The following is a 14808-nucleotide window of genomic DNA, read 5'->3' on the forward strand; positions in this document are numbered from 1 at the left end:
GGAGGAAACCATGGGTGAGATCGAACTGCACATGTTCCAGTGCGGCACGCTGAAGTGCAAGCTGCACAACATCAAGATGAACCAGGGCGCCAACACCGACTACGAAATTCCGGTCCCCTGGTATCTGCTCAAGCATCCCAAGGGGCTGGTGGTGATCGATGGCGGCAATGCCGTCGAGTGCGCCAGCGATCCGCGCGGCTATTGGGGCGGCATTTCCAGGACCTATTGGCCGGTGATGCAGGAAAGCGATGGCTGCGTGCAGAAGCTGCAAGCCATGGGCATCCGGCCCGATGACGTCACCCATGTCGTGCAGTCGCATCTGCATCTCGACCATACCGGCGCGATCGGCCGCTTCCCCAATGCCGTGCATATCGTCCAGCGCCGCGAATACGAATATGCCTACGCACCCGACTGGTTCGCCGCCGGCGGCTATATCCGCAAGGATTTCGACCGGCCTGGCCTGAAATGGCAGTTCCTGGAGGCCGAGGCCACCGATGGTTATGATTTGTTCGGCGACGGTACGCTCAAGATGATCTTCACACCCGGCCATGCCCCGGGCCACCAATCCTTCCTGGTCACCCTGCCCAACAGCGGCGCCATCCTGCTCGCGGTCGATGCCGCCTACACGCTCGACCATTGGAATGAGAAGGCCCTGCCCGGCTTCCTTGCCTCGACCGTGGACACGGTGCGCTCGGTGCAGAAGCTGCGGTCCCTCGCTGCCAAGACCGAGGCCAAGGTGGTCACCGGCCACGACCCGGACGCCTGGCCGGCCTTCAAGCAATCACCGGGCTTCTACGACTAAAGCCCCGACGGGCGCCTGGACTATCCAGGCGCCAACGGCAGACCTCGTCGAAAAGCATGACAGTTGATTGACTTGGAGATCTGGTGGCGTCGACAATCCGCCGAACTCCGAAAGCTGCTGCATGAAAACGCCCATTACAGCCCGCCAGCGTCTCGTCGATCATCTCCAGGCCATCGCCGGCTATAACGACAAGGGCTATCTGTGGAGCGGGCATACACCTGCCGAGGTACAGGCCAATCAGGACGAGGCGCAGGCCGTCATTCTCAGACTGATCGGTGAGGTCGGAGAGGCGGCCTTCAGCCGGAGCCTGCTTGCCAAACTTCAATCCGGTGCTGGAGCCCGCGATGATTCCGGCGATCTGGCCGAATGGGCACGCCGGGAGTTGCTGCCATGAGCGTTGGCGATCACCTTTCCAGGCCGCCGGCCATTTCCGAGCCGGCTTTCGCCGAATTGCTTACGGCCTATCGGGATCCGCGCCGACATTATCACGATATCGGCCATATCGAGGCCATGCTGGCGGGCTTTCAGGACTGTCGCCCCTCCTCCATGATGCCGGAGCCATCGAACTCGCAATCTGGTTCCACGATGCCGTGTACGATGCAGCGGCCCCGGACAATGAGGAGCGCAGCGCCGATCTCGCCCGACAGGTTCTCGATAGAAAGACTGGAACGGGTGGCAGCGCTGATCCTGGCCACCAAAAAGCATGAATTCACTGACGGCACAGGAGCTGAGGAGCGATCCGACCTGGCCTATTTCCTCGATCTCGACCTGCAGATCCTCGGCGCAGAAGCGGAACGCTTCGATGCCTATGAGGCCGCGGTGCGCCGAGAATATGCGCATGTGCCTGAAACGGCCTGGCGCATCGGGCGGACTGCCGTGCTGCAGCGCTTCATGGTCCGGCCAAGGCTCTATTTCAGCAATCTCTTCGCCGAAAAGCTGGAGGAAAGAGCGCGCGCCAATCTCGCGCGCTCCCTCGCAAACCTGTCAGGCGACCAGCCTCCTCAGGCCAGCGTGTAGCTGGTCTTCACCGTGGTGTAGAACTCCGCGGCGTAGCGGCCCTGCTCGCGCGAGCCGTAGCTCGAGCCCTTCCGACCGCCGAACGGTACGTGATAGTCGACGCCCGCCGTCGGCAGGTTGACCATCACCATGCCGGCCTGGACATTGCGCTTGAAATGCGTGGCGTATTTCAGGCTGGTGGTGGCGATGCCGGCGGAGAGGCCGAATTCGGTGTCGTTGGCGGCGGAGAGTGCCTCGTCGTAATCCTTGACGCGCACCACGGCGGCAACCGGCCCGAAAATCTCCTCGCGGGCGATACGCATGTCGTTGCTGGCGCCGGTGAACAGGGCCGGCGTCAGATAGAAGCCGGGCGCCTCGCGCTTTACCAGATCGCCGCCGAAGGCCAGGTTGGCGCCCTCTTCCTTGCCGATCTTGATGTAGTTCAGGTCCTGGTCGAGCTGGCTCTGGTCGACCACCGGGCCGATATGGGTGCCGCTCTTCATGGCGTCGTCGACGCTGAGGCCCTTGAGGCGCTCGACCAACGCCGCCACGAAGGCATCGTGGATACCGTCGGTGACGATCAGGCGCGAAGAGGCGGTGCAGCGCTGGCCGGTGGAGAAGAAGGCACCGTTGACGGCGGCCTCCACGGCCACCTTGACGTCGGCATCGTCGAGCACGACGAAGGGGTTCTTGCCGCCCATTTCGAGCTGCACCTTCTTCATCGGCGAAGAAGCGACGCAGGTCGCGGCAATCTTGCGACCGGTACCGACCGAGCCGGTGAAGGAGATGGCATCGACGTCAGGCGAGGACAAGAGCGCCTCGCCGACCACCGAGCCGCGGCCCATCACCAGATTGAACACGCCGGCAGGCAGGCCGGAACGCGCGATGATCTCGCCCAATGCATGGGCGGTGGCCGGCACGAGATCGGCCGGCTTCAACACCACGGTGTTGCCGTAGCACAGCGCCGGCGCGATCTTCCAGGCCGGAATGGCGGCAGGGAAGTTCCAGGGCGTGATCAGGCCGACCACGCCGATGCCTTCGCGTGTGACCTCGACGCCGACGCCGGGGCGCACCGAACCGATGATCTCGCCGGCCAAACGCAGGGCTTCACCGGCGAAGAATCCGAAGATCTGGCCGGCCCGCGCCACCTCGCCGATGCCTTCGGGCAGGGTCTTGCCTTCCTCGCGCGAAAGGATGGCGCCGAGTTCTTCCTTGCGCGCCAGGATCTCGTCGCTGATGCGCTTGAGCACATCATGGCGCTCCTGCAGGGTCGAGCGGCTCCAGCCCGGGAACGCAGCCTTGGCCGCAGCGATAGCTTTTTCGGCCTCGGCCTTGGTCGCCCGCGGGAAATGCCCGACGATCTCGGCGGTGTTGGAGGGATTCACGTCCGGCGCGAGATCGGACGAGGCGACCCATTCGCCGGCGATGAAGTTACGGGCGTGCAGTGTCATCGATGCAATCCTGAAGATAGAGAAACTGGCCGGACATTAGTCTAACCAATGCCCGGCGCAAACCGGCAGCTTGACGCGGCCAGCCATTTTCCAGCGCCACCTGTTCAGGCAGCCGCAACGGCCGTCACGCGCCGGCGCACGATCAGGAGGGCGATCAGCGCGGCGACGATGCCGGTGAGGCCGGAGAAGAGGAAGGCCTCGACATAGCTTCCCTGCAGCACCCGCATATAGCCGGCCAGGGCCGCGGCGCTGGCTGCGCCGATCTGGTGCCCTGCCGCGATCCATCCGAACACCACGGGGGCATCGCGATCGCCGAAGGCCTCGTTGGTCAGGCGTACGGTCGGTGGCACTGTGGCGATCCAGTCGAGGCCGTAGAACACGCCGAAGACGGTGAGCGTATAGATGTTGAAGCCGCTGAAGGGCAGGTAGATCAGGGCAATGCCACGCAGGCCGTAATAGACGAAGAGCAGCTTGCGCGGATCGTAGCGATCGGTCAGCCAACCCGAGAAGGTGGTACCGAAGAGGTCGAAGATCCCCATCATCGCCATCAGGCTGGCAGCCTGCACCTCGGGGATGCCCATGTCGCCGCAAAAGGAGATCAGATGCATTCCCACCAGGCCGTTGGTGGTGAAACCGCAAATGAAGAAGGTGGCGAAGAGATACCAGAAGGTGCGGGTGCGGGCCGCCCGCACCAGCGCGCCGAGCGAAGCATCGATAAGACCGGTCTGGGCCTGTGGCGGCTCAACCGGGGCCGAGGGATCGGCGCCATAGGGGCGCTGACCGATGTCGCTGGGATGGTTGGGCACCAGGAAGAAGGCAAGCGGAATCAAGACGGCGCAGGCGATCGCCACCGCCGCCACCACCAATTGCCAGCCACCGATCTCGGAGAGCTTGGCGAGCCCGGGCTGGAAGATCAGCGTGCCCGTTGCCGCGCTGGCCGCCATCAGCCCCATGATCAGGCCGCGATTGGTCTTGAACCAGCGATTGGCGATCGTGGCGCCGAGCACCATGGCGACGCATCCGGACCCGAGACCTGAGAGCACGCCCCAGGTCGCGATCAACTGCCAGGATTCCGTCATCAGCAGGCTGAGGCCGATGGAGCCCGCCATCAGCGTCAGTGCGATGACCAGCACCTGGCGTATGCCGAAGCGGTTCATCAGGGCCGCGGCAAACGGGCCGACCAGGCCGTAGAGGAGGATGCCGATCGAACCGGAGAGCGAAATCGTGTCGATACCCCAGCCGAACGCCTTGTGCAGAGGCTGAAGCAGCAGCCCGGGAGAGGCTCGCACGCCGGCCGCCACCAGCAGGCAAAGAAAGATGACGGCGACCACGACGAAGGCATATTTCTGGCCGAAAGGCCGACGGCTCACGGGCTGCATCGGAAGACCTGCACTGTCGAGATTGACTTGATACGTACCGGTCTGTAACATCGTTGCTGGAAATTGGAAAGAGGCAAATGACCGGATCTGCAAACGTCGCTTCGCCGCCGCAGCCACGCGCGGCAGATCGCATCCTCAAGACCGCCCGCGAGCTCTTCTACAAGGAGGGAATCCGGGCTGTCGGCGTCGACACCATCGCCTCGGAAGCTGGCGTGACCAAACCCACGCTCTATCGCTGTTTCAACTCGAAGGACGAATTGGCCGCCGCCTATGTCCGGGTCTACGATGCCGAGTTCTGGGCCCGCTTCGAGGGTGCAGGCGTCGGCTTCGAGAACGACCCGCGCACCCATCTGCGCAACTACCTGACAGGCCTCGGCGAAAGGGCGACCCTGGCGGGCTATCGCGGCTGCGGGCTGAGCAATGCTGCGGTGGAATATCCGGAAGAGGACAATCCCGCCCGCATGGTCGCCGAGGGCGGCAAGGTGTTGCTGCGCGAGCGCCTGGAAGGCATGGCCGAGCGCATGGGCGCCAGGAAGCCGGGCTTGCTTGCAGACGGGCTGCTGCTGCTGATCGAAGGCGCCTTCATCAGCGGCCAGATCTTTCACGAAGGCGGACCGGCCAGCTCCGTCGCCGTGATCGCCGACATGCTGATCGATGCAAGCCTGAAGGAATAGCGTCAAAAACGCTCACGCCGCCCCGAAGCGGCGGCGATAATCGCCCGGGGTGAGCCCCATCGTCCGCACGAAGATCTTGCGGAAGGAGACCGGGTCGCCATAGCCGACATTCCAGGCGATGCGATCGAAGGAAAGCCGCGTCGTCTCCAGCATGTCGCGGGCCTTGGCAACGCGAAGCTGCTGGCAGTATTCGACAGGCCTCAGACCCGTGGCCTTGCCGAAGCGGCGCAGGAACGTCCGTCTCTCCAGCCCTGCCTTGGTTGCCATGGCCGATACGTCGATCTCACCGGCATAGGCCTGCTGGAGCCAGTGCTGAACCACGAGAATGGGTTCGTCGCCATGATTGAGCCGGGGCGAGAACACACTGTAATGGCGCTGTTCGCGCCCCAGGGGATCCACCAGCATGGCACGCCCGGTCTCCACCATGACGCTGGTGCCGAGCAGCCTTTCCACCAGCTTCAGGCCGAGATCGGTCCAGGACATCAGCCCCGCTGCGGTAACGATGTCGCCATCATCGATCACGATCTTGGCCGAATCCACCCGGACCTTGCCGAAACGCTCGGCGAGAAGCTCGGCATAGCTCCAATGGGTGGTCGCCTGACGCCCGTCCAGCAAGCCGGTTTCAGCGAGCAGGAAAGCACCGACGCAGACCGAGGCCAGCACGCTGCCGCGGCCATGGCAGCGACGAAGGAAGTCGGCCAGATCAGCGGTCCAGGCCTCGCTCGGCGGCTTTGCCAAGCTCGGCGGCAGAATGATCATGCTCGGGATTGCGCTGTCGTCGCCGTCACGATTGCGGACCTGGCCGCTGTCGTCACACTCCCAGCGGCTCACCCGCAGCAGCGGACCACTGCCTTCCCTGCGCTCCCTGGCGATCCTGTCGGCGATGGCGAAGAGATCGGCCAGACCATAGAGCGCTGCCAGCTGTACGTCGGGATAGGCCAACAGGCCGATCTCGGAGGGAGGCATGGTCATTTGTCACTTTCGCCCTGATTTTTGTCACATGTGCCAATCGGCATTCTGCCCGGGGCGTCCTATTTCAGCAATCACAACGTCTGTTGAAACTGGAGAAATACCCCATGTCCAAGCGCGCCTTGATCCTCGTTGATATTCAGAACGACTATTTCCCGGGCGGCAAATGGACCCTGTCCGGCATCGAGGCAGCCACCGCCAACGCCGCGCGCCTGCTGGAGGCGGCCCGGGCGAAGGATGAAGTCGTGGTGCATGTGCGCCATGAAGCAGCCAAGCCAGATGCTCCCTTCTTCGTGGCCGGTACGCCGGGCGCCGAGATCAACCCGGGCGTAGCCAACCGCGCTGGCGAGCAGGTCGTCGTCAAGAACTTCCCCAATTCCTTCAGGGATACCGGCCTCAAGAAACTGCTCGACGATGCCGGCGTCACCGACGTCCTGATCGCCGGCGCAATGAGCCATATGTGCATCGAGGCGACGACCCGGGCAGCGGCCGATTTCGGCTATGCGGTCACCGTCGCCCATGACGCCGCGGCCACGCGGGACCTGGAATTCGGCGGCGTCACCGTGCCGGCCGCGCAGGTCCATGCCGCCGCCATGGCATCGCTCGCCTTCGGCTATGCCAAGCTCGTCTCGACCGACGAGCTGCTGGCGGGGTAAGGTGGAGTAGAAAGAGGCGCGGCTTACCTTCTCCCCTTGCGGGACCTGGCGCTTCCTTTGGAAGTGCCTTGGGTGGCATTGCGCTGCAATGAGGGGTGTCGGCGAACGTTTGGATGGGGCATGTTTCACCCCTCATCCGCCCCTTTGGGGCACCTTCTCCCCCTGCGGGAGAAGGGCCTCGCGCTTCATTCGTCTCGGTCAGAACCGACGAATGTCGTAGTTTCGTCCCTCACACCCCCCAGCGCAGGGCTGGCGTATGCACCGGCGCATCCCACAGCGCCTTGGCCTGCTCGTCCAGCACCGACACCGTCAGCGAGCAGCCGGCCATGTCGAGCGAAGTGACATAGGAGCCCGTCAGCGAGCGGGCTACCTTGATGCCCTTGGCGTCAAGCCATTTACGCGCCCGATCCTGCATCAGATAGAGCTCCATCAACGGCGTACCGCCGAAGCCATTGACGAAGAGCAGGATTTCGGTGGCAGAGGTCAGCGAGAGGTCGCCGACGATGGCGCCCAGCATCTCGTCGACGATGGCATCGGCAGAAGCCAGCTTGACGCGGCGCCGGCCGGGCTCCCCATGGATGCCGACACCCATCTCCATCTCGTCCTCGCCGAGGTTGAAGGTCGGCTTGCCGGCCGCCGGCACCGTGCAGGAGGTGAGCGCCACACCCATCGAGCGCGTATGGCTGTTGACGCGCGCGCCCAGCGCCTTGAGGCTGGCGAGGTCGTCGCCGCGCTCGGCCGCGGCGCCAAGCATCTTCTCGACGATCAGCGTGCCGGCGACACCGCGCCGGCCGGTGGTCCAGGTCGAGTTCTCCACGGCGACGTCGTCGTCGAGGATCAGGCTTTCGACAGGGCCCGACGCCATCTCCGCCGCCATGGCGAAGTTCATCACGTCGCCCTCGTAGTTCTTGACGATATAGAGCGTGCCGGCGCCGCCATCGACGGCCTCGGCAGCGGTCATCATCTGGTCGGGCGTGGGCGAGGTGAAGACTTGGCCGGGGCAGGCTGCGTCGAGCATGCCGAAGCCGACGAAGCCGGCATGCAGCGGCTCATGACCGGAACCACCGCCCGAAATCAGGGCCACCTTGCCCGGCTTGACCTGGCGGCGGCGCACGAATTTACGCTCTTCGCCCAGGGTGACGAGATCGGCGTGAGCCGCCGCGAATCCGTCCAGGCTCTGCGCCAGCACGTCGTCGACTGCGTTGATGAGCTTTTTCATTCCATGGGCCTCCCTTTGTTCTTGGTTAGGACGTGTCGCAGCAGGAACCGATCTCCGGCTGTCAATTCTGAACCTGGCTGTCTCCGGATTCATCGGATGCCGGTTCCTCCTCCCCCTTGCTCTTGCGATCGAGTGCACGCGTGTAGTGGACCAGGCTTGTGACGAAATCGAGAATGGCCTTATCCATCGCCTGATTGCGCCTGACATCGCCGAGATCCGGCAGGGTCAGCGTCAGGCTACGCCCTTGTGCCGGCCTGCCCTGGGCCTGCGTCCGCCCTGGATGGGCGGCCTGATAGGCCTTGAGGAATTCCGCCTTCTCGGCCGGCGCGAGGTGGCAGACTTCGAAAATGACGTCGAGGTGCTGGGCCGGGATCGGAATGGGGTAGCCGGGATTGGTGATCTGCGAAATGAAGGATCTGTTGGTGCCGAGCGCGGCGGCCAGTTTCAGCCTCGTGCCCGAGGGGCGATTGTCCAGCGCGCGCCGCAGCAGCGCCTTGTAGGCGGCTATCGAGCGCGTGCTGGCATCGCGGGCGTCAGACATGCTTGAGATCCGCAATCGCCGCCTTGACGGCTCCCACCAGAGCGGGCGGCACGGACAGGCAGGTCAGGCCGACGCCGAGCAGTTTCGGCACCAGGCGCACCTCGCCGGCGGCATCGCCACAGATCGAGACCGGAACCTTGCGGGCCTTGCCGGCCCCAACCGCGCGGGCCATCAATTCCAGCACGGCCGGATCGCCGGCATCGTTGAGGCCGGCGACATCGGCAATGTCGCGGGCTGCGGCCATGGTGTATTGCGTGAGATCGTTGGAGCCGATCGAATAGAAATCCGCCGGGAAACGCAGCGCCCCGAGGGCGGCAGCGGGAACCTCGACCATGATGCCGAGCGGCGGCCGGCGGCAGGGCGTGCCTTCGGCGATGAGGGAAGCCACCACCTCGTCGAGCAGGGCGGAGGCCTCGGCCAGTTCTCCCGGCACCGTCACCATCGGCAGCATGATGCGGATCTCGTGATGCAGGCTGGCCCGCGCCAAGGCCCTGAGCTGGACGCGGAAAGTTTCCGGACGAGCCAGCGACAGCCGCAATCCACGCAGACCCAGGAAAGGATTGGACTCGCCATCGCTGGTGACCCCGGCGATCGGCTTGTCGCCACCGGCGTCGAGGGTGCGTATCGTCACCGGCCGCCCGGCCGCCCAGGCGGCGATGGCGACATAGGCGGCATATTGGGCTTCCTCGTCCGGCAGGGGGCGGCCAGGCTCGAACAGGAACTCGGTGCGCACCAGGCCGATGCCATCGCAAATCTGAGGCGAAATGCCCTTGAGATCATCCGGCGAGGCGACGTTGATCATGATGTCGACGCGGGTGCCATTGGGAAGAAACACCGGCTCGCTTTTCATTGTCTCCGCCCGGGCATCGGCTTCGTGCCGGCGTGCGAGGGCCGGGCCGAAATCGGCGAGCGAGGCACTGTCGGGATCGAAGGTCACCGTTCCCGCCGCCCCGTCGACGATGGCCTGGCTTGCCTCCCCGAGCACGCCTAGCCCGGTCACCATCGGCACGCGGCGGCTGCGCGCGAGCATGGCGACATGGGAGGATGGCGAACCGGCACCCAGGGCGATCGCGCCGCCCTTGCTCCAGTCGACCGACAGGAACAGGGATGGCGGCAGGTCCTCGCCCACCAGGACCGAACCGGGCGGCACCTTCTCGCTTTCGGCTGCTCCGGTGAGATGGGCGAGCACGCGGTCGCGGATATCGGCGAGGTCGGTGCCACGCGCGCGAAAATAGGCATCCTCGCTGCGTTCGTAATCGGCAATTTCCGCGTCGAGGGCCGAACGCCAGGCGTGAACGGGGCCCACCCCGGCTGCGATCGCATCGAAGGCGCCCTCCGACAGGGCCTCGTCCTCAAGCATGGCGATCTGGAAGCCGATGATGTCGGCTCCTTCTTCATCGACGGCCTCGACCAGGGACACCAGATCGACCAGCGCCGCATCGATGGCGGTCCGCAAGGCGGCGTCGCCATCTTCCTGCACTGGTGCTTTCCCGGTCCGCGGCCTCGGCTTGCCGATCATGAAGACGGGTCCGGAGGCAAGCCCAGGCGATGCAGGACGTCCCGCCATCCGCCGTTCAGTCATGACACCCTCCTTGGCAGCCCCCCGGATGCAGCATCGTCACTCTTCTCCGAACTTGTCCTCGATCAGTCCCAGAATAGCCGATAGCGCTGTCTCGGCATCCGGTCCGTTCGCTGCAAAATGCAGCACCGTGCCCTTGGGCGCCTTCACCCGCATCACCTTGACCGGGCTCTTGGCATCGACCCAGGGTCCCGCTGCATCGGTGGCCAGCTCGATGCTCGACTGGAAGCTCTTGGCGAGCTGGGTCAGCTTCACGCTCGGCCTGGCATGCAGCCCGATCGCGTTGGTCAGCTCGGCCTTGCCCGTCAATGCTCCGTTGATATCCGGCATATCGATCCTATCCATAGAGATCTTCGGCGGCGGAGCGAACCGCCGCCAGGGAGGAATTTCCGGAGGCCTCCGTTGCGGCGATGACCGCCCCTTCCACCACCGGCGCATTGCAGATGACCACGAGGTCGCGCTTGTGCTCGTCGAGCATCTCGACGGCCATCTCGGCGTTGGTCTCGGCACCGCCGAGGTCGACGACGACGGCGACGCCTTCCTGCGACCAGACGCTGTCGATGGCGGCGATGATCTTGGCGACATCGGTACCGAGTCCGCCGCCGGGGTCGCCGCCCGTCCAGGCGACGCGCACGCTATCGCCTACCATCTGCCTCACCATGTCGGCCGCGCCTTCGGCGACCTTGGGCGAGTGCGATACGATCACCAGGCTCACGGTCATGGCATCAGCCCTTGCTTGTTGAGTTCGTCCGCCACGGTGGCGATGAGCAACGAGGAGGATCGGGCGCCCGGATCCATATGGCCGACCGAGCGCTCGCCGAGGAAGGAAGCGCGCCCGCGGATCGCCTGCATCGGCACCGTCTTGTCGGCGGCGGCGATGGCTTCCGCCTTGAGCGCGGCTGCGCCGGCACCGGCAGCCAAGGCCGCTTGCACCGGGACGAGGACATCGAGCAGCGTCTTCTGCCCGGCTTCCGAGCGGCCACGCGCTTTCACGCCCTCGACCGCCTTGGCGAAGGCGGCGACCAGCGCAGCTCGATCGGGCTCGGTGCCGACAGCCTTGCCAAATTCCATGAAGAAGGTACCGAAAAGCGGGCCGGACGCACCGCCAACCTTCATCACCATGGCCATGCCCGCCGCCTTGAGCAGGTCCGGCCAGGATTTTTCGGCAAGGCCCGGCAATTCGGCGGTAACGGCCTCGAAGCCCCGCTTGAGATTCAGGCCGTGATCGCCATCGCCGATCGCCTGATCGAGCGCCGTGAGTTCTTCGGAATGTTGGAATATGGTTGCTGCAACCGCACGAATGAGCTGCTCTTTTGCTTGGCTGTCCATCGTCCGGCCTCCGCCCCGCAGTCTTATGATGGCCGGTCATTGCCGGCTCGTGGTTTGCTTATTTGTTTAGTTGATCATCGAACCCTAAACATTGCAAGCGAAACTATCGCCTTGCGGCACCGGACTGAGGAACTCCTGCGGGCCACCCTGTACTGAACATTCCCGCGACGGCTGCGCGGTGCGTCCTCGACCACTCCCGCGCGAGCGTATGCCCTTCTGCCGTCACATTCCTGTATCCCCAGCCACCTAAGCAGGTGCCTATCTTAACGTCAGTATTGGTGCCATATCGCCATTGACGAAGCTTGCCCGGATGGCCAAGACTAGCGCCAAGCAAGATTTAGAAGCGCTAAGCAGATTCCTCCTGCTCGAGCAGGAGGAATCTGCAGAATATCAAACGCTTGCAAAGTTTCCCGATATTACCCATTCGTGGGCAATATCGGGAAACTTTGCTTAGGGGAAACGCTCCGCTTGATGGCAAAAGATACAGTCCTGAAAGCCGAAGGCCTGACCAAGGATTTCAGGGGATTCCGGGCAGTCGACGGTGTCGATCTCTCGGTCATGCGCGGAACGGTCCATGCTCTCATCGGTCCGAACGGCGCCGGCAAGACGACCTGTTTCAATCTCTTGACCAAGTTCCTGTCCCCGTCGGCCGGACGCATTACCTATAAGGGCCAGGACATTACCGGCATGAAGCCGGCCGCCGTAGCCCGGCTCGGCCTGGTCCGCTCCTTCCAGATCTCGGCTGTGTTCGGCGAGATGAGCGTGAGCGACAATATCCGCATCGCCCTGCAGCGCCGGCGCGGGCATTCCTATGATTTCTGGCGCTCGCAGCGTGTCCTCGCCGATATGAACCAGGAGGCGGCCGAACTCGCCGAGAGCGTCGGCCTGTCGTCCTTCCTGGCTACGCCGGCCAAGGAACTCTCCTACGGCCGCAAGCGCGCCCTGGAACTCGCAACGACCCTGGCGCTCGATCCGGAAATGCTGCTGCTCGACGAACCGATGGCCGGCATGGGCCATGAGGATGTCGAGCGCACCACCGAGCTGATCCGCAAGATCGCGGCAAGCCGCACCATCCTGATGGTCGAGCACAATCTCTCGGTAGTCGCCACCCTGTCCAATACCATCACGGTGCTGGCGCGCGGCAAGGTGCTGGCACAGGGCGACTACAAATCCGTCTCCGGCGATCCGCGGGTGGTCGAGGCCTATATCGGGAGTGGCCATGCCTGATTCGGCGAACATCCCTGCCCCCCTGCTCCGGGTACGCGGCCTCGAGGCCTGGTATGGCGAGTCCCATGTGCTGCACGGCATCGATTTCGACGTTAACCCCGGCGAGGTGGTGACGCTGCTCGGTCGCAACGGCGCCGGCAAGACCACCACGATGAAATCGATCATCGGCGTGATGGCCAAGCGAAAGGGCTCGATCCATTTCGGCGGGCAGGAAACCATCGGCCTCGGCTCTCGCCATATCGCCCGTATGGGCATCGGCTATTGCCCGGAAGAGCGCGGCATCTTCGCCAGCCTCTCGGTGAAGGAAAATCTCGAACTGCCGCCGGTGGTGAAGCCCGGCGGCCTCACGGTGGACGAGATCTTCACCCTGTTCCCCAATCTCAAGCAGCGCCTCGCCAGCCAGGGCACCAAGCTCTCGGGCGGCGAGCAACAGATGCTGGCCATCGGCCGCATCCTGCGCACCGGCGCCAATCTCCTGCTGCTCGACGAGCCGACCGAGGGCCTCGCACCGGTGATCGTCGAGCAGATCGGGCACACCATCGCCAGCCTCAAGCAGCGCGGCTTCACCATCATCCTGGTCGAACAGAATTTCCGCTTCGCCTCGACCGTGGCGGATCGCCACTATGTCGTCGAGCAGGGCAAGGTGATCGACATGATCCCCAATGCCGAGCTGGAAGCCAGCAGCGACAAATTGCACGCCTATCTGGGCGTGTGACGCCAATCAAAAAGCTGAACGGGAGACGCTCATGATTTCAAAACGGACCCTGCTCGCAGCAGCAGCCCTCGCCACCATGTTCATGGGTTCGGCGCTCGGGCCGGCAAGCGCGGAGGACATCGCGGTCAAGCTCGGCATCCTCAACGATCGGTCCGGCGTCTATGCCGACCTCTCCGGCGAGGGCTCGGTGATCGCCGCCAAGATGGCGGTGGAGGACTTCAAGGCCGCCGAGAAGGGCCTTAAGGTCGAGATCGTCTCGGCCGATCACCAGAACAAGCCCGATATCGGCGCCGGCATTGCCCGCCAATGGTACGACCAGGATGGCGTCGACGCCATCTTCGACGTGCCGACCTCCTCGGTGGCACTCGCCGTCAGCCAGGTGACCAAGGAAAAGAACAAGATCTTCATCGACTCCGGCGCCGGCTCCACCGAGATCACCGGAAAGCAGTGCACGCCCAATACGCTTTTGTGGACCTACGACACCTATGCCCTGGCCAAGGGCACGGGCGGGGCCATGGTCAAGCAGGGCGGCGACAGCTGGTTCTTCATCACGGCCGACTATGCCTTCGGCAAGTCACTGGAGGAAAATGCCTCTGCCATCGTGAAGGCTGCGGGCGGCAAGGTGGTCGGCTCGATCAAGGCGCCCTTCCCGACCTCCGATTTCTCCTCCTTCCTGCTGCAGGCCCAGTCCTCCGGCGCCAAGGTGATCGGGCTCGCCAATGCCGGCGGCGACACCGTCAACGCCATCAAGCAGGCCGCCGAATTCGGCATCACCCAGGGCGGCCAGAGCCTGGCGGGCCTGTTGATCTTCATCTCCGACGTGCATGCGCTCGGCCTGCAGGCGGCCCAGGGCCTGGTGCTGACGGAAGCCTTCTACTGGGATCTCAACGACGGCACCCGCGCCTGGTCGAAGCGCTTTGCCGAACAGAGCGGCGGCAAGATGCCGACCATGGTGCATGCCGGCGTCTATGCCGGTGTCCTGCACTATCTCAAGAGCATCGAGGCCGCCAAGTCCAAGGACGCCGCGGCAGTGATGGCCAAGATGAAGTCAACGCCGACCGACGATCCCCTGTTCGGCAAGGGCGAAGTGCGCAAGGATGGCCGCGTGACCCACGACATGTATCTGTTCCAGGTCAAGAAGCCCGACGAATCCAAGGGGCCGTGGGACTATTACAAGCTGCTCGCCACCATTCCGGCGGTCGAGGCCTTCCAACCCATGGCCGAGGCCGGCTGTCCGCTGGTGAAGTAGTAATAGGGCCGTTCGGCGCATC

Annotated in this window: 17 protein-coding genes; 8 read left to right on the forward strand and 9 right to left on the reverse strand. The window is 64.3% G+C overall.

The annotated features are described in order from the left end of the window. The first annotated feature begins 10 nt into the window (after positions 1–10). From attM to ACR9ZN_RS16795, 3 genes are all read left to right on the forward strand, one after another. A complete protein-coding gene (attM, locus tag ACR9ZN_RS16785; protein ID WP_481272719.1) occupies positions 11–802 on the forward strand; it encodes an AttM family quorum-quenching N-acyl homoserine lactonase in 792 nt (263 codons plus the stop codon). Between the two features lie 121 nt (positions 803–923). Further along, positions 924–1196 carry a hypothetical protein gene (locus ACR9ZN_RS16790; protein ID WP_481272720.1) on the forward strand — a complete coding sequence of 91 codons (273 nt, stop codon included), beginning with the start codon at positions 924–926 and terminating at the stop codon, positions 1194–1196. After that, on the forward strand, positions 1193–1819 hold the full coding sequence (locus tag ACR9ZN_RS16795; RefSeq protein WP_481272721.1) for an HD domain-containing protein: 627 nt from the start codon (positions 1193–1195) through the stop codon (positions 1817–1819). Before ACR9ZN_RS16790 ends, ACR9ZN_RS16795 begins: the two co-directional genes overlap by 4 nt. Here the strand turns inward: ACR9ZN_RS16795 and ACR9ZN_RS16800 are convergent. Beyond that, positions 1804–3249, reverse strand: a complete 1446-nt coding sequence (locus ACR9ZN_RS16800; RefSeq protein WP_441770446.1) for an aldehyde dehydrogenase family protein — start codon at positions 3247–3249, stop codon at positions 1804–1806. The genes ACR9ZN_RS16795 and ACR9ZN_RS16800 overlap by 16 nt on opposite strands. A 104-nt stretch (positions 3250–3353) precedes the next feature. Beyond that, positions 3354–4628, reverse strand: coding sequence for an MFS transporter (locus ACR9ZN_RS16805; RefSeq protein ID WP_434957544.1), 1275 nt, complete (start codon positions 4626–4628; stop codon positions 3354–3356). Positions 4629–4705: 77 nt separating this feature from the next. Here ACR9ZN_RS16805 and ACR9ZN_RS16810 point away from each other — a divergent pair, with 77 nt between their 5' ends. Beyond that, positions 4706–5302 (forward strand): TetR/AcrR family transcriptional regulator, encoded by a 597-nt coding sequence (locus tag ACR9ZN_RS16810; protein ID WP_434957545.1) that lies wholly within the window; start codon positions 4706–4708, stop codon positions 5300–5302. 12 nt (positions 5303–5314) lie between these two features. On the opposite strand, the gene ACR9ZN_RS16815 is transcribed toward ACR9ZN_RS16810, so the two are convergent. After that, positions 5315–6274 carry a GlxA family transcriptional regulator gene (locus tag ACR9ZN_RS16815; RefSeq protein WP_434957546.1) on the reverse strand — a complete coding sequence of 320 codons (960 nt, stop codon included), beginning with the start codon at positions 6272–6274 and terminating at the stop codon, positions 5315–5317. Positions 6275–6378: 104 nt separating this feature from the next. Here ACR9ZN_RS16815 and ACR9ZN_RS16820 point away from each other — a divergent pair, with 104 nt between their 5' ends. After that, complete coding sequence (locus tag ACR9ZN_RS16820) at positions 6379–6927, forward strand: cysteine hydrolase family protein (protein ID WP_441770444.1); 549 nt, start codon at positions 6379–6381, stop codon at positions 6925–6927. Positions 6928–7156: 229 nt separating this feature from the next. Here the strand turns inward: ACR9ZN_RS16820 and dhaK are convergent, their stop codons facing one another. The 6 genes from dhaK to dhaL form a co-directional block, all read right to left on the reverse strand. Further along, complete coding sequence (dhaK, locus tag ACR9ZN_RS16825) at positions 7157–8146, reverse strand: dihydroxyacetone kinase subunit DhaK (protein WP_481272722.1); 990 nt, start codon at positions 8144–8146, stop codon at positions 7157–7159. A gap of 61 nt (positions 8147–8207) precedes the next feature. Then, complete coding sequence (locus ACR9ZN_RS16830; RefSeq protein ID WP_441770442.1) at positions 8208–8687, reverse strand: hypothetical protein; 480 nt, start codon at positions 8685–8687, stop codon at positions 8208–8210. Beyond that, positions 8680–10269, reverse strand: coding sequence for a putative PEP-binding protein (locus ACR9ZN_RS16835; protein ID WP_481272723.1), 1590 nt, complete (start codon positions 10267–10269; stop codon positions 8680–8682). The genes ACR9ZN_RS16830 and ACR9ZN_RS16835 overlap by 8 nt, the downstream gene beginning before the upstream one ends. Positions 10270–10305: 36 nt before the next feature. Further along, positions 10306–10596 carry an HPr family phosphocarrier protein gene (locus ACR9ZN_RS16840; protein ID WP_434957551.1) on the reverse strand — a complete coding sequence of 97 codons (291 nt, stop codon included), beginning with the start codon at positions 10594–10596 and terminating at the stop codon, positions 10306–10308. A 7-nt stretch (positions 10597–10603) separates the two neighbouring features. Further along, on the reverse strand, positions 10604–10987 hold the full coding sequence (gene dhaM / locus ACR9ZN_RS16845) for a dihydroxyacetone kinase phosphoryl donor subunit DhaM (protein ID WP_434957552.1): 384 nt from the start codon (positions 10985–10987) through the stop codon (positions 10604–10606). Beyond that, entirely contained in the window at positions 10984–11595 is a 612-nt protein-coding gene (gene dhaL, locus ACR9ZN_RS16850; protein WP_481272724.1) for a dihydroxyacetone kinase subunit DhaL, read from the reverse strand. The genes dhaM and dhaL overlap by 4 nt, the downstream gene beginning before the upstream one ends. A gap of 471 nt (positions 11596–12066) precedes the next feature. On the opposite strand from dhaL, the gene ACR9ZN_RS16855 reads away from it, so the two are divergent. The 3 genes from ACR9ZN_RS16855 to ACR9ZN_RS16865 are packed head-to-tail and all read left to right on the forward strand — an operon-like array spanning position 12067 to position 14786. Then, entirely contained in the window at positions 12067–12822 is a 756-nt protein-coding gene (locus ACR9ZN_RS16855; protein ID WP_434957554.1) for an ABC transporter ATP-binding protein, read from the forward strand. After that, positions 12815–13537 (forward strand): ABC transporter ATP-binding protein, encoded by a 723-nt coding sequence (locus tag ACR9ZN_RS16860; protein ID WP_434957555.1) that lies wholly within the window; start codon positions 12815–12817, stop codon positions 13535–13537. The genes ACR9ZN_RS16855 and ACR9ZN_RS16860 overlap by 8 nt, the downstream gene beginning before the upstream one ends. 31 nt (positions 13538–13568) lie before the next feature. Beyond that, positions 13569–14786 (forward strand): ABC transporter substrate-binding protein, encoded by a 1218-nt coding sequence (locus tag ACR9ZN_RS16865; protein ID WP_481272725.1) that lies wholly within the window; start codon positions 13569–13571, stop codon positions 14784–14786. The last annotated feature ends 22 nt before the right edge of the window (positions 14787–14808 follow it).

The sequence above is a fragment of the Labrys sp. HAY1-8F genome, assembly GCF_056754975.1.